Here is a 17566-nt window from a genome sequence, read left to right on the forward strand (position 1 = left end):
TGGTAAATTATACTTTTTTATGAAAAGGACTCTAAATTGTATGATAGAGGTTTTTAGGCAGAAAAGCAGAATATTGTTTTATAAAGAGGAGGAAGAGAAATGTCGCGGAATTACGTTGGATTTGTCTTGGCAGGGTTTGCTTTTATATTTTTCCTTTTGTTTTCACTTTATGAGGGCAGTAACATAGTAAATGATCCATTTGAATGGAAGCGTTCAACGCCTTTTACACATCTACTCGTTTCCAATCCGATCTTTCCGCAAGATATTGTCTGGCTGGACTTCTTTGTCTATGCCATTAAGTTTTACGCTGTTTATCCAATTATGACTCTTATCAGCGCAGCATTACTATTAGGTTTGACAATACGGAATATGAATAAGAACAAAAAGATATATATCAATATTTCAGGAATTCTTCTAGGCGTAATTACGTTGTATACAAGTCTCGCTTTCTTTTCAGCTCACAGCCTTGGTTCCACAGTGTTTCGCTATTCATTGCTGGTTATCGGCTTGATGCTAGTTCTGTGTGCCAGCTATTCCATTTTTAAGCATAAAACTTCTAATTAATGTATCACAGTGTTCTTGAGGTACTTTCCATTTATAAGCTTATATCTATTTTGAAGACTAGAAAACCAGCTGCCTTTGCCTTTTTCTCTTATGGTAAGATAATTGTATTACTAAATTCTTTTAGAGAAAGGGCAGGAAAGCTGTATGCATTTGGAATTAGACACGATTTTAATTATTATTCTTTTCGGATTTCTTGCCGCATTCATTGATTCTGTTGTCGGTGGGGGCGGACTGATTACGATTCCAGCATTGCTGTTTGCAGGATTGAACCCGGCTGCTGCAGTGGCAACGAATAAACTGGCCGGAACGCTGGGGTCATTTACAAGCACGCTCATGTTCTATCGATCTGGCAATCTGGATTTGAAATCAGTTATGAAGTTCTTTCCGTTATCCTTCATCGGTTCATTGCTCGGAGCATGGACCGTACACGTTATCGATCCAGCTTTATTCAAACCGCTCATGCTAGTGATGCTGATTGCGGTCGCTATTTATACTATCATGAAAAAGGATTGGGGCAGCGTCTCTACATATGAACGATTAACACCAAAAAGAATGCTTATTTTTGCAGCAGTCCTGACGCTAATCGGTTTTTATGACGGTTTTCTCGGACCAGGGACAGGGTCATTCCTCATGTTCGCCTTCCTGTTCATCGGCTTTGATTTCCTGCGAGCTGCCGGCAGCGCAAAGCTGTTGAACTTCGGCAGTAATGTGTCTGCGCTGATTTTGTTTATGATTTTAGGGCAAGTACATTATGCTATTGGCTTAATCATGGGGATATCTGGTATATTCGGGTCGATCGTAGGTTCACGCTTTGCAATTAAGCGGGGCAGCGGATATGTTCGTATTCTTTTCATTGTCGTAACAACTGTGCTGATTGTGAAGAATGTGTATGATTACATAAAAGAGATCATGTAAAAAAGGCCGCTTCGGCCTTTTTGTTTTGTATTTAGGATTAGCATCTTAAGCAGATAAAAGTGCGGTACCAGATCACGCTCTGCCAAAACGGATTACGCTCCGGGTTCCCAGCACCTTTAAACACAGATTACTTGCTGAAAACGATACCAGGTCAAGTGTTTTTTCAAACACGGAAGCGTTATACTGAAAGCAAGTATATTGCGAGAGGGAGAACATATGGCGACGATCAAGGATTTAGCCAGGATGGCCGGAGTCTCGGTGACGACTGTATCCCGAGTGCTCAATAGTCATCCTTATGTGACTGAGGAAAAACGGAAGTCTGTGCTGGAGGCCATCCGACAAACTGGGTATGAAAAGAATGTTAATGCGGTACATTTGAAAACTGGAAAAACGCAGCTGATCGGTGTAGTGCTGCCTTTTTCAGATCACCCTTATTTTGCTCGGCTATTGAAAGGAATAGCGAAACAAGCATTCGTGCATCACTTCAAGCTCGTATTGATACAGACAGATTATCAAACAGAGCGGGAAAAAGATGCATTGCAGATGCTTCGGCAAAAGCAGATAGATGGCCTGATCATCTGTTCGCGCAGCTGTGAGCTGTCCTTGATAAAGTCTTACAAACAGTATGGACCGATTGTTGTATGTGAGAATGTACCGGAGGAATTGTCATCTTCGTATGTCGATCATTATCAAGCTTTTCAGGACGCACTCTCCTATCTATATGAGGAAGGACATACTAGGATCGGCTATACCGTAACGAGGCTAGATGGGACGAGCAGTAAAAATCGAAACGCTGCTTACCGGGATTTCCTTGCAGCAAGAAAACTGCAATATCGTACAGATAATGTTTTTGATAAGATGCTGTATTTCGAGGACGGCGAGACGATAGTAAAAAAGCTTCTGCGAATGGAAGATCCGCCATCAGCAATGATTATAACAAGTGATCACGTTGCTGCTGGCGTGATAACTTATGCTAATAAGATTGGTTTACGTATTCCGGAAGAGCTGGCCATTATCGGCTTCGATGACCTTCCAATGGCCCGAATGATGGGGATTACAAGTATGCATCTGCCGCTGGAAGAAATGGGCGAGCATCTGTTCCAGCAAGTTATGGAGAAGGAAGCGAACCAGAAGCTATTCCACACCAAGTTAATTAAGCGGGAAACAGTATAAAGTTCTTAAGTTTTTGGAGGAAAAATTATGTTTGGGACATTATTCAACGTAGCAATGATCATCATCGGCAGTACACTCGGTACTGTCTTTAAGAAAGGAATGAAAGATAGGTATCAAACAATCCTCATGCAGGCAATGGGATTAGCCGCACTGGCATTAGGTGTCAATGCTATAGTTGGACATCTGCCAGATAGTAAATACTCTGTCCTATTCATTATCAGTTTGGCGATTGGAGCTATAGTGGGCGAAAAACTGGATCTGGATGCAGGATTCACAAACGTTGTAAAGAAATTCTCCAAGTCGAATTTGGCAGAAGGTCTGTCTACAGCAATCCTGTTGTTCTGTATTGGATCTCTTTCTATACTAGGTCCAGTAGAAGCCGCCCTGCATGGTAATTATTCCTACTTGCTTGCAAACGGTATGCTGGATTTCGTAACGTCCTTGGTTCTGGCGTCTACTTTCGGATTTGGTATTGCATTATCGGCAGGGGTTTTATTCTTATGGCAAGGTTCGATTTATTTAGTGGCAAAAGCATTGGAAAGTACAGTGAATGTGGACTTGCTGAATGAAGTGAGCATCGTAGGTGGCGTATTGATCATGGCATCAGGCTTAAGCATTTTAGGAATTAAGAAGTTCAAGACGATGAACTTCCTGCCAGCGCTGCTTGTCCCGCCTGTTTTCTTTTTGATATTGAAGATTTTTTAATCAGAATTAAGGAGGAGCTGCATGGATAGAGAAATAAAAGAGGCATTCATAAGATCAAAATCTAAGGACAAACAAGAAAGCTATGAAGCATATCTATACATACTCCAAGCGACAGAAAAGCAAGTGGACTGGGCATACGAGGTCTGGGATGACTTGCTGGACGGTTTGACAGATCAAGATAATCATCAGCGATCCCGAGCGGCACAATATTTAGCTAATCTTGCACAAAGTGATCCAGAAAATAGAATGCTTACAGATTTGCCGAGGCTCTGGGAAGTAACCAAGGATGAGAAGTTCGTCACTGCCAGACATAGCCTGCAATCATTTTGGAAAGTCGGTCTTGGCGGAACAGAACAAAAGGACTTGGTTATGACGTATATGGTCGACCGATTCAAAACTACAGAAGAAAAGAACTATACGTTAATTCGTTTTGATATCCAGCAGAATATGAAGCATCTGTACGACGAGTTAGGCGATGAAGCAATCAAACAAACGGCGATGGAGTTGATCGATACAGTCGAGGACGACAAGTATGAGAAGAAGTATAAAAGTGTATGGAGATGACGGAACATTACCGGAAAACTATAGGGCGGCATGTCATGCAAGATTCTTTTGAAGGAGTGGAGAAATACAATGTATAATACACGACTGGCAAACCAGCGAAGCGTGCAAGGTTATGGTCCAGATCCAGTGCTAGAGGGAGTTACGATGGATAAGGAGAAAACTTTAGAATAGCTTAACTAAAATAAGAAAAACGCTGTCCAATGTATAAACCAGGACAGCGTTAGCCTAAAGATAATCCACTGTATAATAAATTAAAACTAAACCTGCTAGACAAAGAATCCACGACAATGCTGAGCCTGTAGATTGCTGTAATTTCTGAAGAAGGGTACTGGCCTTCGTTTTTAAGGATTCTCCAGCAAATTGAAACAGCATATAAAGCAATATACAAGGAAGAATCATGAGAAGATTGTATACTCCAAGAAGGGCAAGACTTTGTCCCAAGGTACTATCAGCTGCTGCAATGATCCCTGTAGCAGCTATATATGGGAGGGCTGTTCCGGCCTCTAATAGAAATGTAAATATACCTAAGGACAATGCATGGCCTCTGTGCTCAGGCCCGCGCTTTATGGGAACGAGGGTCGATCTTTTTTTTGGAACATAGAAACTTATAACAAACAGTATGATACCAAGGATAAATACAAACCAGCTTACCATCCTTGTCTGCAGAAACTCAACAACGTTATCCAATAGGAAGTCGAGCCCTAACAATAGCAATAGACCGAAACTAAAATATAATACTGCTATAGTAGCTAGGTAGATGAACAGCTTTTGAGTGGTATCCGAATGCTTTTCTGTTATCCAATAGAATGTAACGCCTAAAGCGACCGGGCTAATCATATCTAATAATGCAAGTCCGCCTATAATAAGAAGTAGTTCGGTTTGCATTTTAATCCTTTTCCTTCTGCTTCGACTGCATGAATACTGTGTAAGCATCTTCCATAAAATGCAGTAAGTCTTGATCAATCGGGTATAGCCCCATTTTCTCCGATTCCTCTGGTGATAGACGGACTTCCCACAGTTTATCCAAAAAATCATCTTCGCCTTCAAACTGTTCCGAGCGTTTCTCATCCATACGTCTAATGATCTGCTGCACTCGATCATCAGACAATCCCCTATCCATATGCTCTTTTAGCTGTCCGATTAAGCCAATCCATTCCAAAGAATCCGAATCATGTCCAACCATACGTGGGACTCTATCCAATAGCTGCATTTGCTGCTGATTAAAAACTTTTTCCTTGTATCTGTCCTGCATCGTTTTCTCTCCGTCCATAAGTAACATCAATTTCCGGATTGCTTCCAGATGATCTTGGCCTTCCAATGCAATGCTATTCATTAATTCTCGCAGCAGTATTTCTGTCTGATGCAGATGTTGTTGTTCTTGAACTACATAAATCAGCTGTTTTTTTATGCTATCCGTCCATTCCCAGTTCTCCTCCTGCAACATGCTTTTAATTTCCCCCAGAGAGAAACCGATTTGCTTCAAAAACTGTATCTGCTGAAGTTTTTTTAACTCGTATTCTCCATACAGACGATGTCCCCCTTCTGTTTTTGCCGCGGGCATAAGTAGGTCTAGGTGATCGTAGTGGCGGAGTGTTCGTACTGTTACGCCTGTCAATTTCCTCACATCATGAATATGAAGCATGCTTTTCCTCCTTACTTTTCTTCGTTATCAAATGCTTGTTTTAGAAGGTAACCAATACCTAATCCAATCAATACTCCTGGAAATGCATGATCAATAAGCAGTCCCACACCAGCTCCGACAATGACACATCCATAAATAATTGCATCTCCTCTATTCACTATTACACCTCCTACCTATTTTGACCTCTTTTTTAAGTCTACAAAATGACGTTACGTCATTTTCAAGTGGATTTTTTTAATGGAAACTGACGCAATGTCATTTTTTATAATGAAAATTGAAGGGGGAATTTTATGAAGATTAGATACTTGTTAAGCTTGTGCTTTGTTATCATCTTATGTGGCTGTCAAACAACTCCAAATGAAGATTATCGGCAGTTATCTGTGGAAAGTGTAGAGAAAATACACCTAGATTTTGGCAGTACGGATACAAGTGTAATTCAAACCGATTCATCAGAGTTAGAAATTATCCTCCATTTGGACGATAATGGACCTGGTTTGAAGGTGGAGGCTGAACGTGGAAGCATTTTTGTATCACTTGGAAGCGATATAAGGAGGTTATTTTCACGTGACAAACCAAAACTTGAGTTACGAATACCAGAATCTTATTTGGGAAGGTTGATATTTGAGGGATCATCTGGGAATTTAGATGTTGAAAACTTACACATAAAAGGTTTGGCGATTGATAGCAGCAGTGGGAATCTAACGCTCAATGCACTAGCAGTTCAGGGGGACATTTCTATTAAAACGACAAGCGGTGCAGTTTATCTTGGCATACAAGAAGTCGAGCCAAACGCACTGTTTAGGCTTTCATCTAACAGTGGCAGAAGAGCGATCACTTATCCGCTCATGGACAGAAACGAAACGAAAAAAATGACAACTGGGAAGAGTGGGAGTGGTGATTTTCGTGTCGCAATTGATACGGCCTCAGGAAATATCTCAGTAAATTAAACTTGTATCTGTAAGGATGACTTTGAAAACAGAATATAAAGAGCGAGGACACCATACGACGTCCTCGCTATAACTGTTTTACAGAAACAATGATAAAACAAAGGTCAATACACAAACGAATCCAGCCAGAAGCAAGCTATACTTAATCGTCTGATTAAACAATGCTGACTCATTACCTGTCTCTTTTACAGCTGCAGTTGCAATTGCGATGGACTGCGGTGAGATGAGCTTGGCCATGACACCGCCGGCTGTATTGGCAGATAGGAGAAGTGCTGAGCTTGTACCGATCTGGCTGCCGGTGACGACTTGCAGTGTACCGAACAGTGCGTTATTGCTGACAACTGAGCCGGTGATGAACACGCCGATCCAGCCGAGTATCGGACTGAATAATGGAAACAGGCTGCCTGTTTTGGCCAAGGCCAAACCTATGGAAGCACTTAGCCCGGCATAGTTTGATAGATTTGCAAACGCCATGATAAAGCAGATTGTGAGAATTGGTATCCATAGTTCTTTGGCTGCTTCCTGTAATCCGCTCCCTGCACACTTCCAGTTGATATTCCGGCTGAACAGACTAGTCAAAATGACTGCGACCAGGATAGCTGTGCCTGTTGCAGAAACAAAGTCCAGCTTCAAAATGGCATCCATTGGTGTATCAGTGACGGCAATTGGTGCAATCTTGACAACTTCCTGATGCAGAAAAGGCATTTTCAAGTAGGCAATCCAGCCTGCCAACGGGCCTTCCGGTGCAAATAAATTTTTAAAGAATGGTGCGCTCCAAAAGGCGATGACAATAGTTAGGATATAGAATGGTGACCATGCTTTAGCCACTTGTCCAAGTGAATACTTTGCAGGCTCTTCTTGTACTTCCGCACCTTGTTCCCGGTAAATATGCTTTGGCTGCCATTTACGAAGGAAGAGAGCAAGTACGCCCATACTGATTAGAGCAGCTCCGATATTAGCAAGCTCCGGACCTATGAAAACCATAGTCGCAGTTTGAATGATTGTATATGTTCCGCTAAGTACAAGCAAAGCTGGAAATGTCTCTTTAATACCTTTGAATCCGTTCAATATAAAGACGAGCAGGAACGGAATCAAAAAACTGACTGGAGGCAGGATCAAGGCAAGTGTCCGGGAAAGCTCCAGACTGCTGATGCCGCCAAGCTGAGCACCAGTGATAACCGGAATTCCGATAGCGCCGAAAGCTCCAGATGCTGCATTAGCGATCAAGCAAAGTCCGGCCGCCTTTAGCGGCTTGAAACCGAGCTGAGTAAGAAGGGCAGCACTGATGGCAATCGGTACACCAAATCCAGCTGCTCCTTCCAAAAATGCATTGAAACTAAAACCAATTAATAAGAGCTGTAAACGATGATCTTGTGAAATGCTTGCGATACTGCCTCGGATTACATCGAATTTACCGGATTTGACTGCCAGCTTATACAGCCATACAGCCATGATGACGATGTAGCCGATTGGCCATAAACCATTTCCGATACCAAGAACGATGCTGGATAACGCTTTCAATGCAGGCATTTGAAAAACGAATACTGCTACTGCGAAGCTGATAATCAAAGTCAGCCCCGCAGCTAGTATTCCTTTCATTTTAAATACAGTCAAACCAACTAAGAAAAACAGAATCGGTAAAAAGGCGATTATTGCACTAACATACTCATTGCCAAACGGATCATACGCTTGCATCCACATGCTATGCTCATCTCTTTTCTGATGGAGTTTGGGTTAGTTTACAGTCTGAAAGGCAGTTTCTACGATATTTCTAAGGACGCCAGCACTATGTTTGAACTGTTCTTTTTCTTTCTCGTTTAATGGCAGCTCCAGAACCTGCTGTGCACCTTTACGACCGACAATAGTCGGAGCTCCGATATACACATCTTTCTCCCCGTATTCACCATCGAGATATGCTGTTACTGGCAAAATTGCTTTTTCATCACCAAGGATTGCTTGTGTTATGCGTACTAGACTCATTGCAATGCCATAGTAAGTTGCGCCTTTTTTCTCGATTACGTGATAAGCAGCATCTCGAACATTTACATAAATCTCATCTAAATCTTCTGTTTTATATTTGCTGTCTGTCTGCATCATTGTTGCAAGCGGTACACCGCCGATTGTAGCTTGGCTCCAGACCGGAAGTTCCGTGTCGCCATGCTCCCCAATCATATGCGCCTGTACATCATGCGGCGCTACTCCGAAGTAATCACCAAGCATGAAACGAAGACGGCTAGAATCCAATGTTGTACCACTACCAATAACACGTTCTTTAGGCAAACCGCTGAATTTCCAAACTGCATGTGTTAGTACATCGACTGGGTTTGTAGCAATCAAGAAGATGCCATCAAAGCCGCTTGCCATTACTTCATCAACAATACCTTTGAAAATACTAACGTTTTTGCTGACAAGGTCGAGTCTTGTTTCTCCTGGCTTTTGATTAGCACCAGCAGTAATGCAGACAATATCAGCATCCGTGCAGTCAGTGTATGTGCCATAGCCGATTTTTGTCGGGCGAGGGGCAAATGCTTGGCCGTGATTCAGATCCATTGCATCGCCCATCGCTTTATTCTCATTTAAATCAATAATCACTAGTTCATCCACGATATTCTGATTCAGCAATGCGAACGCATAACTGCTCCCAACGAATCCCGCACCAACCAAAGCTACTTTATTGATTCTTTCCATGTAGATCATCACCTTTGTTAAGATTTATAGTATGTGAACAACTTCACATTCTTTATAAATACATTGTGCAACACTTCACAAACTTTATCAAGTACTTTGTTTTGAATAAATTGTGAACGAGACGAATATTCTTCTTTGAGGGGGTTTTTGTATGTTTACGATGCTGTTTGCTTTTGGTGTTTTCATCTTGATCGTCTTCCTTGCAGCAGTACGTACGGTAATAGAAAGACGAAAGGGAGAATAACAGATCTAGTATCTGCATGAGAAGAACGGCTTATCCGTTTTGGATTACAAAATGACAGGGGTGGGTGTGTTTGTCTATCAGAACTGGAGATGCCTATCTAACCAGTATTGATGCATTAGGTAACAAAGTGTTGAATGGGAAATCAATTGTGAAGAAGCCTCTTTCCAAGCATAGTGCATTTCGAGGGGTGATGCGTACACAAGCAGGATTGTACGATTTGCAGCATGATCCTGCATACGCAGATGTTCTGACATATACAGACAGTGATACAGGAGAGCGTTATGGTCTTTCTTTTCTCAAACCTGAAACGAAGGAGGACTTGAAAAGGCGAAGCAGTATGATCAGATGCTGGGCGGAACAGACAAATGGGATGGTTGGCCGCAGTCCGGATTATATGAATACCGTACTGATGGCGCTCTCATCTTCTGCTTCCTTATTGGAAGGAAAAGATAACTGCTTTCCTGATCATCTGCGAAGCTATTATGAATATGTCCGACAGCATGATCTGACAATGACGCATACATTCATTGACCCTCAGGTAAACAGAGCCGATTTCTATTTTGAGCAGAATGATGAGCCGATTGCCGCAAAAGTCGTGGATCGCAATGCGGAGGGTATTATCATTCAAGGAGCGAAGCTGTTAGCAACACAAGGTGGTATTACGGATGAACTGGTAGTCATGTCAACAGGGGGATTTGAGCAGGATAGAGGCTACGGATTCGCCATACCAAGTAATGCAGAGGGCCTGACATTCGTGGCAAGAGAGTCATTTGCCGGAGGGAAGAGTACAGCAGATTATCCGCTGAGTGCCAGGTACGAAGAAATAGATACAATCGTATTGTTTGATAAAGTACTTGTTCCATGGGAACGTATTTTTTACTATGACAATGTCGCAGTAGCAAGCAGCTTTAAGAACCAAAGCAATTTCGCAGCCTTCACCTTGCATCAAGTATTGATCCGCCGAATTGCTAAGCTGGAATTCGCAATTGGTCTCGTACAATCCTTAATAGAGGAAATCAATATCGCAGAGTACCAGCATGTTCAGGAAAAAGCAGCTAGTCTGGTCATTTTAGCAGAGGTACTTCAATCACTCCTGCAGCAAGCGGAAGCAGGCGCTGCTCCTGATCAGTGGGGGACGTTCTGTCCTGATCTAAAGCCACTCCAGGTAGCATCTAATATTTTTGCACGAAAGTATCCGGAAATCGCGCCAATGATTCACCAGCTCGGAGCAAGCGGACTGATGAGTATCCCGCCGTTGCATGCATTTAAATCAGAACATGGAACAGCATTGAACCATTATCTTCAGGGTAAAACGAACCTAGGGAAAGATCGAGTAAAGCTGTTTAGGCTTGCTTGGGACTTTGTTATGTCTTCATTTGGCACGAGGGAGACACTATATGAATATTTCTTTTTTGGAGATCCAGTTCGGCTGATAGGTCAATTCTATGGCTCAGTTAATTTTAAACCATATACAGAAAAAATAGATGATTTGCTATCATGAAGGAGGCCTTATCCTATGGATGAGGCCTTTTTAATTACAGTATATTTCGATATATTGCCATCAGCAGCACACCGCTTACTACAGTCATGGAAAGACTTCGATATTTGTAAGCAATAATGGCTGTCGGGAGCAGAATAAGCAATACCGGCCAATCGATAGATAGCCTGCTTTGTTCTTGCATGAGCATATTTTCAATAACCAATGCTGTCAAAATACAGACAGGTACAAAGGACAGCCATTTCATGACTGCATCGGGCAAACGCAAGTTTCGAACTAGGATGAACGGCAGAATTCTAGGGATGACAGTAACTAAGGCAGAAAGTGCAATGACTGCCAGTACAGTGCTGTTCATACTCATTTATCCAGCACCACCCCGAGTGACGCGACTATAACGGTAGCAAGGATAACAGAAATATGTGTTGGAAGCAGAAGTGATAAGCCGAGCATGGCGGCGAACATGCAGAGAATCAGTGTAGCGTACAGCTTCCATTTTGCTGAGGGCACATGCTCGAGCTGTAAGAAAAGCAAACCCAAGAACATAGCAGGCAAAGCAAAATCCAAACCCCATGCTTCTGGATCTGAAATCCATTGGCCGCTAACAGCGCCGACTATACAGGATAAGTTCCAAAACAGATAAGCCGTGAGATTCAAGCCATGCATCCAATGAGCAGAGAGACTGCCAAATTGCTTCAACTTCGTGGCGGCAACGCCGAAGGATTCGTCTGTCATTAAAATGCCTACTCCTATGTTATGAAGAAACGATTCTTTGGTAAAATGAGGGGCAAGGGTGGCGCTTAACAGGAAATTACGCAAATTGATTATGAAAGCTGAAAAGACGATGGCAGACAAAGGGCTGCCGGCAAGCAACAATGCACATATGGCAAATTGAGCAGCGCCAGCATAAACGCTTGCTGAAAGCAAAGTGATTTCCAGTATACTTAGATGAGAAGCCGAACCAACAATACCGAACGCAATACCTACGCTGATATAGCCGAAGAGAGTGGGCAAACAATCTCGAAATCCTTGGACAAAAGTCAGCGAAGTATTTCTACTGACGGAATCTGTAAGCATGATATCACTCCTTTTCGTTATATTATACATATGTACGTTATATCGAACAATAACTTTCGCAGAAGAAAGGAGAATTCTGATGGAGCATTTGAATAAGATGATTGCCAGTAACCTTGCCGGCTTGCGTAAAAGCCGCGGACTTAGCCTTGATCGCACGGCTGAATTAACGGGTGTAAGCAAAGCGATGCTGGCGCAAATCGAAAAAGGGAAATCCAATCCGACTGTATCCACGTTGTGGAAAATAGCCAATGGACTGCAGGTTTCGTTTTCGTATTTTATGAAAGAAGATAAGGTCTCCTTTATTAAGATTAATAAGGAGGACATCTCCGCAGTGGAGGATGAAGAAGGCGGGTATCGGGTGTTTCCTTATTTTAAATTTCAGCCTGACAGGAAATTCGAGATTTACACAGTGGAATTGGAGCCAGGATGTGTACATGGAGCGAAAACGCATCTTGGAGAGGAATATCTGCTTGTGCGAGATGGGGCTCTCACAGTTTCTCTGGATGGGGAAGAACATCAGCTGAACACTGGAGACGCGCTGCAATTCTCAGGCAATACGATGCACAGCTATGAAAATAAAGCAGCCAATACAGCGAGCTTTTTCTTACTGATGTATTATCCTGAACCTGAAGCATAAGGGGGATTGTGTATGATCATGGTAAGTGCCTGTTTAGCGGGAAAACCTGTTCGTTACAATGGAACACCAGCCACCGATACGATTGTGGAACAGCTGATTGCTCAGAAAAAGGCAATCAGTGTGTGTCCTGAATTACTTGGCGGATTCGTAACCCCAAGGGAACCAGCTGAAATTGTCGGAGGAAATGGGTATGACGTTTTAGATGGCCGTGCAAAAGTCGTCGAGTATTCAGGAACAGATGTCACCAGTAAGTACATAGAAGGTGCAGCACACGCCTTGTCCATTGCCAAGGAGCAGAGTGTGGATTTGGTTGTTTTAAAGGAAAACAGCCCATCTTGCGGCAGCTCTGTAATTTATGATGGTACCTTCCAAGGCCATAAGCAGGCCGGTGCAGGTGTCACGACAGCTATGTTCAGACGAGCCGGAATTCGAGTTATTTCAGAAGCAGAGCTCGAACAGGAATTGGCAGGAGTCATACGATACAGAATTGCATTGATCGGTTCCAGCGGTTCTGGTAAGTCTACTTTAGCTATGGATATTGGAAAGAAGCTAGATATAGAAGTGTGGCATTTGGACGCTATCCTTTGGAAACCGAATTGGATACTTACACCGCGAGAAGCGCAAAAGCAGATTCAGTCACAATTAGTAAGTCGGAAAAGCTGGATTATCGATGGCAATTACCAAAGCACATTAGACATTCGGCTGGAGGCAGCCGATACAATTATTTTCATGGATATGCCGCGGACACTTTGTTTGTACAGAGTATGGAAGAGGCGTCTGATGTATCATAATCGATCACGCCCTGACATGCAGTCTGGATGTAAGGAAAAAATTGATTTGCAGTTCCTCAAGTGGATTTGGGACTTTCCGAGAAAGAAACGTCCCCAGTTGCAGCAGAAGCTTGCGGACCTAGGGATGGACAAGCAAATTATCACATTAAAAAGTCCGCAAGAAGTAAAAAGATTATTAGATAAACTAAAGGACCAGGTGTAAAGTAACCTTTACATCTGGTCTTTTTTAGTATATCTTGTTTGTAAAGGTACCTTTACATGTGGATAGGACAGGATGCGGATGAAAGTTAATAACAAAGTAAGGGAAATGCGACAAGCTCGTCATATCACCCAAGTGAAGATGGCGGAGGATCTAGGCATCACACGACAGACAATTAATGCCATCGAAAAAGGAAAATACAATCCCAGTTTAGAGCTGGCTTTTCGGCTGCTTGCGTATTTTGATGTCCCGTTTGAAGAGCTATTTTATATAGAGGAGGAGTAGCATATGCGAAAGATGAAGAAGCGCTATGAACTTTTGGTATATATATTCATTACTCTTTGTTGTTTCCTGGGTTTATGGCTTGGCTTAAAGCTTATCGGCGAAGATTTACCGTCGGGCAAATCATTGCTCGTACTAATTCTGGTCGGAATAGCCGGTGGCATCGGGTTGCCTATGCTGGTCAGCTGGTTAAGAGATAGAAAACGGCAGCCAGAAATGGATGAGCGTACAGTTAGAATGCTGAAGGATTATTTATTAGCTGCTACTGCAGGAGTGTGGCTGCTTTCAGGTATACTGCTGCTCGTACTTTTTGGAATAGGCTACGAAACAGTTGAGCTTGGCTTGATTGCAGTATATGGCATAGGCATTGTATTTTTGATGACAGTCGGATTATTCGTAGTAAAACGGTTGTAACCATAGCTGTATGAGGAGGAGTGAAACGATGGACTACAAAACGAATGTCATGCGTATGCTGGATCAAAAGAAAATACCATACAAATCCTATAGTTACGCCGATACAGATGCGATCAGCGGTACAGAAGTGGCTGAGGTGTTAGGACAGAATCCAGCTCAGGTGTTCAAAACGCTGGTTACAGTCAGCAAAGCAAACCAGTATTATGTATTTGTTATCCCAGTCGAAAAAGAGCTGGACTTAAAGCGGGCAGCTGCGAGTGTTGGAGAGAAATCGGTACGAATGCTGCCGGCGAAGGAATTGCTTTCGTTAACTGGATATGTTCATGGCGGCTGTTCACCAATTGGAATGAAAAAGGTTTTCCGGACTGTTGTGCACGAAACTGCTTCAGAACACGAGACCATCATTTTCAGTGCAGGCAAAATCGGTTATCAGGTAGAACTTTCCTTAGAAGACTTGAATAAAATTCTCCCTCATAAAGTAACTTCGTTAACCGAGTAGAATACGGTTCCAGCTTCCTCGAGGAGTGGAGCCTTTTTATTTTCCATGTTTGTTTTTCGGTGTATAGTTAGCACAATATCGCATTAGTTACTTTTGGGATACTAAATAACCTTGATGTGCCTACTTCTAAGATTTACTTTGTCATACTATGATGGAATAAGAATACTACACCTAAAATGCACAACAAAGTAATGGCGAACTGGTGCCTACATAAATCCAGTAATTTCAACGTACACTGATAAAAAAGGAGAAAGATGATGACTGAAATGAAACTAGAATCGAAAGCCATTTCGATCTTAAAAGATAAAATTGAACTTATTCCGACAGCTGAGGGAGCCATTTATCTCGTCGGCCCAATAAAGCTGCCTGTTAACCTTTACGGAGAAACAGTTACCTTCCAATGGTATTGCTGGCTGAATTGTGAGGAAGTGGCCAAAGATTATGAAGAAGTTATCGCAAAATTATCTGACATGAATCTGGCGGAAATGCAGCAGTCCAGTGTGTTGGTTTATGGCGACTTTGCCGAAGATGAAGATGCGCTGATCCGAATGCATTCTATCTGCCATACGGGTGATATTTTTGGCAGCAAACGCTGTGATTGCGGCTTCCAGCTGAAGCAGTCTATGCAGCGAATTATTGAGCATGGTACAGGTGCACTGTTTTATTTGGCAAACCATGAAGGTCGCGGAATTGGGTTGTTCAGTAAAGCAATGGCATACATCCTGCAGGAAAATGGCTATGACACGGTAGAAGCGAATGAAAGTCTTGGTTTTGTGGATGATTCCCGTGACTATACTGATGCCATTCAAGTACTGAAAGCATTGCGCACGAAGCCTGTTACGCTAATGACGAATAATCCGCGTAAATTGGCAGCGATGGAACAAGCAGGTATGCAGCTGTCCGGACGCTCAGCGCTATGGGGAGATGTGTCTGAGTTCAACGAGAATTACCTAAAGACAAAGATCGTCCGCTCTGGCCACCTTGGCGATGAGGAGATTTGCAGCAATGACTGATCACTCATTTTATATGGATTTGGCGTTGCAGAACGCCAAGGCAATGAAAGGACAAACCGATCCGAATCCGCTTGTAGGGTCCGTTATTGTGAACGACAATCATATTGTTGGTATTGGTACTCATTTAAAGGCCGGTGAACCGCATGCCGAGATTCATGCTATCCGGATGGCGGGAGAAAAAGCAAAGGGCGGGACGATTTATGTCACGCTCGAGCCTTGTTCCCATCATGGACGGACAGGTCCATGTGCGGTGGCAATTAAAGAGGCGGGAATTAAAAAAGTGGTCATTGCCACGCTTGACCCGAACCCAGTTGTTTCCGGGAACGGAGTGAAAATTCTTGAAGAAGCTGGTATTGAAGTGACTATCGGTGTCCGGGAAGAAGAAGCCCGCAAGATGAATGAGGTATTCAATAAATTCATCGTCGAGAAAAAGCCGTTTGTCACATTAAAGGCAGGAACAACATTAGACGGTAAGATTGCTACACATTCGCTTGATAGCAAGTGGATCACATCTGCTGCTTCCAGACAGGATGTCCATCAGCTGCGCAATGAGAACATGGCAATTCTTGTTGGTGTGAATACGATTATTGAAGATGATCCAGAGCTGACAGCCAGAATACCGAACGGACGGAATCCGATCCGAATCATTTTGGACTCCACTTTGCGCATACCGATGGATAGCAAAGTAGTCACTGATAAATTGGCAGAAACTTGGGTTTTCACAAGCCAGAAAGCAGATGAAGAGAAGGAGAAATTACTCTCGTCTCAAGGAATAAAAATATTCCGGACAAGTGGGTCACATCGTGTGGATGTGAAAGAAGTAGTTGAGACACTAGGCGAGCAGCTTATTTCCTCTGTTTTGATTGAAGGAGGAGGAAGCGTCCATGCCTCATTCCTGGAGAATTATTTGATTGATAAAGCAGTGCTTTACTTCGCTCCGAAATTGGTTGGCGGGAAAGATGCGCCAACTTTCCTGGAAGGAACAGGTTTTGCTAAAATGGCTGATGCGGTTGAATTGACCGATACAGACATCATTAAAATCGGACAAGATTTCAAATTTATCGGCTATCCTCGCTATGAAAAAGGGGATATAGAACATTGAAATTAGGTTTTGACATTGATGATACACTCATCAATCTGCGGGAGCATGCCTTCCATATTTATAATAAAAAACTGAATCAGAACATTTCGCTTGATGTGTTTCAGAAGCTTGAACGAGTCGAGATACATGAACCATTCGGACTGACGGATGAACAAGGATCAGAAATGTGGAACGCCACCTTGGAAGAAATCTATTATACTACTTGTCCGCCTTTCCCAGATGCTGTCGAGCTATTGCAGGAACTGGATCGGGAAGGGCATGTGATTTACTATATTACCTCAAGACCAAAAGAGCATGGCGAAAGAACAATGGAATGGCTCCGTGCACTAGGATTTCCGATTAAAGAAGAACAATTCTTCTATGGCATGCAGGATGAAGAAAAGGTACATATCATCAAGAAACTCCAGCTCGATTATTATTTTGATGATAAGCCACATGTACTGAATACGCTGCTGGAGGATTCTACAACAAAAGTATTTGTAAAAGATCAGTCTTATAATCAGCTTGTAAAGCTGCCGCGAATAATCGATTTATCTGAAATAAGAAATATGGTACAAAATTAATAGGAGGATTGACGGTGATTTGCCGTCAATCCTTTTTTGTTTTAGGAAATAG

The 17566-nt window shown here is 42.7% G+C and carries 22 protein-coding genes and 1 pseudogene; 16 read left to right on the plus strand and 7 right to left on the minus strand.

Annotated elements, in window-relative coordinates:
• Positions 1 to 99 precede the first annotated feature (99 nt).
• The 5 genes from GZ22_RS17920 (at position 100) to GZ22_RS02040 (ending at position 3921) form a co-directional block, all read left to right on the plus strand.
• Positions 100 to 564 (plus strand): DUF4306 domain-containing protein, encoded by a 465-nt coding sequence (locus tag GZ22_RS17920; RefSeq protein ID WP_051747944.1) that lies wholly within the window; start codon positions 100 to 102, stop codon positions 562 to 564.
• Positions 565 to 708: 144 nt separating this feature from the next.
• Positions 709 to 1479 (plus strand): TSUP family transporter, encoded by a 771-nt coding sequence (locus GZ22_RS02025; RefSeq protein WP_038558193.1) that lies wholly within the window; start codon positions 709 to 711, stop codon positions 1477 to 1479.
• A gap of 216 nt (positions 1480 to 1695) precedes the next feature.
• Entirely contained in the window at positions 1696 to 2652 is a 957-nt protein-coding gene (locus GZ22_RS02030) for a LacI family DNA-binding transcriptional regulator (protein ID WP_038558196.1), read from the plus strand.
• A gap of 27 nt (positions 2653 to 2679) precedes the next feature.
• The gene (locus GZ22_RS02035) at positions 2680 to 3357 is read left to right on the plus strand and encodes a DUF554 domain-containing protein (RefSeq protein ID WP_038558198.1); all 678 of its coding nucleotides are present in this window, start codon (positions 2680 to 2682) and stop codon (positions 3355 to 3357) included.
• 21 nt (positions 3358 to 3378) lie between these two features.
• Positions 3379 to 3921, plus strand: coding sequence for a hypothetical protein (locus GZ22_RS02040; protein ID WP_038558200.1), 543 nt, complete (start codon positions 3379 to 3381; stop codon positions 3919 to 3921).
• Between the two features lie 225 nt (positions 3922 to 4146).
• Here the strand turns inward: GZ22_RS02040 and GZ22_RS02045 are convergent, their stop codons facing one another.
• The 3 genes from GZ22_RS02045 to GZ22_RS18495 are packed head-to-tail and all read right to left on the minus strand — an operon-like array spanning position 4147 to position 5721.
• Complete coding sequence (locus GZ22_RS02045) at positions 4147 to 4806, minus strand: GAP family protein (protein ID WP_038558202.1); 660 nt, start codon at positions 4804 to 4806, stop codon at positions 4147 to 4149.
• 1 nt (position 4807) lies between these two features.
• Positions 4808 to 5563, minus strand: coding sequence for a MerR family transcriptional regulator (locus GZ22_RS02050; protein ID WP_038558203.1), 756 nt, complete (start codon positions 5561 to 5563; stop codon positions 4808 to 4810).
• An 11-nt stretch (positions 5564 to 5574) separates the two neighbouring features.
• Complete coding sequence (locus GZ22_RS18495) at positions 5575 to 5721, minus strand: hypothetical protein (protein WP_038558205.1); 147 nt, start codon at positions 5719 to 5721, stop codon at positions 5575 to 5577.
• Between the two features lie 132 nt (positions 5722 to 5853).
• On the opposite strand from GZ22_RS18495, the gene GZ22_RS02060 reads away from it, so the two are divergent.
• Positions 5854 to 6510 carry a DUF4097 family beta strand repeat-containing protein gene (locus tag GZ22_RS02060; RefSeq protein WP_038558206.1) on the plus strand — a complete coding sequence of 219 codons (657 nt, stop codon included), beginning with the start codon at positions 5854 to 5856 and terminating at the stop codon, positions 6508 to 6510.
• A 78-nt stretch (positions 6511 to 6588) separates the two neighbouring features.
• Here the strand turns inward: GZ22_RS02060 and GZ22_RS02065 are convergent, their stop codons facing one another.
• Both GZ22_RS02065 and GZ22_RS02070 read right to left on the minus strand, forming a co-directional pair.
• The gene (locus tag GZ22_RS02065) at positions 6589 to 8211 is read right to left on the minus strand and encodes an L-lactate permease (RefSeq protein WP_038558208.1); all 1623 of its coding nucleotides are present in this window, start codon (positions 8209 to 8211) and stop codon (positions 6589 to 6591) included.
• A gap of 33 nt (positions 8212 to 8244) precedes the next feature.
• Positions 8245 to 9207, minus strand: a complete 963-nt coding sequence (locus GZ22_RS02070) for an L-lactate dehydrogenase (RefSeq protein ID WP_425427795.1) — start codon at positions 9205 to 9207, stop codon at positions 8245 to 8247.
• A 305-nt stretch (positions 9208 to 9512) separates the two neighbouring features.
• Here GZ22_RS02070 and hpaB point away from each other — a divergent pair, with 305 nt between their 5' ends.
• Positions 9513 to 10943: a 4-hydroxyphenylacetate 3-monooxygenase, oxygenase component gene (hpaB, locus tag GZ22_RS02075; protein ID WP_038558213.1), complete on the plus strand. Its 1431-nt coding sequence runs from the start codon at positions 9513 to 9515 to the stop codon at positions 10941 to 10943.
• Between the two features lie 34 nt (positions 10944 to 10977).
• Here hpaB and GZ22_RS02080 read toward each other — a convergent pair whose 3' ends face one another.
• Both GZ22_RS02080 and GZ22_RS02085 read right to left on the minus strand, forming a co-directional pair.
• Complete coding sequence (locus GZ22_RS02080; RefSeq protein WP_038558215.1) at positions 10978 to 11301, minus strand: AzlD domain-containing protein; 324 nt, start codon at positions 11299 to 11301, stop codon at positions 10978 to 10980.
• Positions 11298 to 12014 (minus strand): AzlC family ABC transporter permease, encoded by a 717-nt coding sequence (locus tag GZ22_RS02085; RefSeq protein ID WP_099046352.1) that lies wholly within the window; start codon positions 12012 to 12014, stop codon positions 11298 to 11300. Before GZ22_RS02085 ends, GZ22_RS02080 begins: the two co-directional genes overlap by 4 nt.
• 79 nt (positions 12015 to 12093) lie before the next feature.
• Here GZ22_RS02085 and GZ22_RS02090 point away from each other — a divergent pair, with 79 nt between their 5' ends.
• The 9 genes and pseudogenes from GZ22_RS02090 to GZ22_RS02125 all read left to right on the plus strand — a co-directional run bounded on the left by GZ22_RS02090 (position 12094) and on the right by GZ22_RS02125 (position 17514).
• Positions 12094 to 12651: a helix-turn-helix domain-containing protein gene (locus GZ22_RS02090; protein ID WP_038558218.1), complete on the plus strand. Its 558-nt coding sequence runs from the start codon at positions 12094 to 12096 to the stop codon at positions 12649 to 12651.
• Positions 12652 to 12663: 12 nt separating this feature from the next.
• Positions 12664 to 13110 (plus strand): annotated as a pseudogene (locus GZ22_RS18810) (2-thiouracil desulfurase family protein); the annotation flags it as partial.
• Between the two features lie 15 nt (positions 13111 to 13125).
• Positions 13126 to 13644, plus strand: a complete 519-nt coding sequence (locus GZ22_RS18750; protein ID WP_038565451.1) for a DNA topology modulation protein — start codon at positions 13126 to 13128, stop codon at positions 13642 to 13644.
• Positions 13645 to 13722: 78 nt separating this feature from the next.
• Positions 13723 to 13926 carry a helix-turn-helix transcriptional regulator gene (locus GZ22_RS02100; protein ID WP_038565453.1) on the plus strand — a complete coding sequence of 68 codons (204 nt, stop codon included), beginning with the start codon at positions 13723 to 13725 and terminating at the stop codon, positions 13924 to 13926.
• A 3-nt stretch (positions 13927 to 13929) separates the two neighbouring features.
• On the plus strand, positions 13930 to 14337 hold the full coding sequence (locus GZ22_RS02105; protein ID WP_038558220.1) for a hypothetical protein: 408 nt from the start codon (positions 13930 to 13932) through the stop codon (positions 14335 to 14337).
• A gap of 28 nt (positions 14338 to 14365) precedes the next feature.
• Positions 14366 to 14836: a Cys-tRNA(Pro) deacylase gene (ybaK, locus tag GZ22_RS02110; RefSeq protein ID WP_164072000.1), complete on the plus strand. Its 471-nt coding sequence runs from the start codon at positions 14366 to 14368 to the stop codon at positions 14834 to 14836.
• Positions 14837 to 15093: 257 nt separating this feature from the next.
• A complete protein-coding gene (locus GZ22_RS02115; protein WP_038558224.1) occupies positions 15094 to 15849 on the plus strand; it encodes a GTP cyclohydrolase II in 756 nt (251 codons plus the stop codon).
• On the plus strand, positions 15842 to 16951 hold the full coding sequence (ribD, locus tag GZ22_RS02120) for a bifunctional diaminohydroxyphosphoribosylaminopyrimidine deaminase/5-amino-6-(5-phosphoribosylamino)uracil reductase RibD (protein ID WP_038558225.1): 1110 nt from the start codon (positions 15842 to 15844) through the stop codon (positions 16949 to 16951). The genes GZ22_RS02115 and ribD overlap by 8 nt, the downstream gene beginning before the upstream one ends.
• Entirely contained in the window at positions 16948 to 17514 is a 567-nt protein-coding gene (locus GZ22_RS02125) for a 5' nucleotidase, NT5C type (RefSeq protein WP_038558227.1), read from the plus strand. The genes ribD and GZ22_RS02125 overlap by 4 nt, the downstream gene beginning before the upstream one ends.
• Positions 17515 to 17566: the final 52 nt, after the last annotated feature.

This window comes from Terribacillus saccharophilus (genome assembly GCF_000725365.1).
Lineage (GTDB): Bacteria > Bacillota > Bacilli > Bacillales > Amphibacillaceae > Terribacillus > Terribacillus saccharophilus.

Coding starts and splice junctions, on each gene's coding strand:
- GZ22_RS17920 (WP_051747944.1), top strand. CDS start 100: ATGTCGCGGAATTACGTTGGATTTGTCTTGGCAGGGTTTGCTTTTATA.
- GZ22_RS02025 (WP_038558193.1), top strand. CDS start 709: ATGCATTTGGAATTAGACACGATTTTAATTATTATTCTTTTCGGATTT.
- GZ22_RS02030 (WP_038558196.1), top strand. CDS start 1,696: ATGGCGACGATCAAGGATTTAGCCAGGATGGCCGGAGTCTCGGTGACG.
- GZ22_RS02035 (WP_038558198.1), top strand. CDS start 2,680: ATGTTTGGGACATTATTCAACGTAGCAATGATCATCATCGGCAGTACA.
- GZ22_RS02040 (WP_038558200.1), top strand. CDS start 3,379: ATGGATAGAGAAATAAAAGAGGCATTCATAAGATCAAAATCTAAGGAC.
- GZ22_RS02045 (WP_038558202.1), bottom strand. CDS start 4,806: ATGCAAACCGAACTACTTCTTATTATAGGCGGACTTGCATTATTAGAT.
- GZ22_RS02050 (WP_038558203.1), bottom strand. CDS start 5,563: ATGCTTCATATTCATGATGTGAGGAAATTGACAGGCGTAACAGTACGA.
- GZ22_RS02060 (WP_038558206.1), top strand. CDS start 5,854: ATGAAGATTAGATACTTGTTAAGCTTGTGCTTTGTTATCATCTTATGT.
- GZ22_RS02065 (WP_038558208.1), bottom strand. CDS start 8,211: ATGTGGATGCAAGCGTATGATCCGTTTGGCAATGAGTATGTTAGTGCA.
- GZ22_RS02070 (WP_425427795.1), bottom strand. CDS start 9,207: ATGATCTACATGGAAAGAATCAATAAAGTAGCTTTGGTTGGTGCGGGA.
- GZ22_RS02080 (WP_038558215.1), bottom strand. CDS start 11,301: ATGAGTATGAACAGCACTGTACTGGCAGTCATTGCACTTTCTGCCTTA.
- GZ22_RS02085 (WP_099046352.1), bottom strand. CDS start 12,014: ATGCTTACAGATTCCGTCAGTAGAAATACTTCGCTGACTTTTGTCCAA.
- GZ22_RS02090 (WP_038558218.1), top strand. CDS start 12,094: ATGGAGCATTTGAATAAGATGATTGCCAGTAACCTTGCCGGCTTGCGT.
- GZ22_RS02100 (WP_038565453.1), top strand. CDS start 13,723: ATGAAAGTTAATAACAAAGTAAGGGAAATGCGACAAGCTCGTCATATC.
- GZ22_RS02105 (WP_038558220.1), top strand. CDS start 13,930: ATGCGAAAGATGAAGAAGCGCTATGAACTTTTGGTATATATATTCATT.
- ybaK (WP_164072000.1), top strand. CDS start 14,366: ATGGACTACAAAACGAATGTCATGCGTATGCTGGATCAAAAGAAAATA.
- GZ22_RS02115 (WP_038558224.1), top strand. CDS start 15,094: ATGACTGAAATGAAACTAGAATCGAAAGCCATTTCGATCTTAAAAGAT.
- ribD (WP_038558225.1), top strand. CDS start 15,842: ATGACTGATCACTCATTTTATATGGATTTGGCGTTGCAGAACGCCAAG.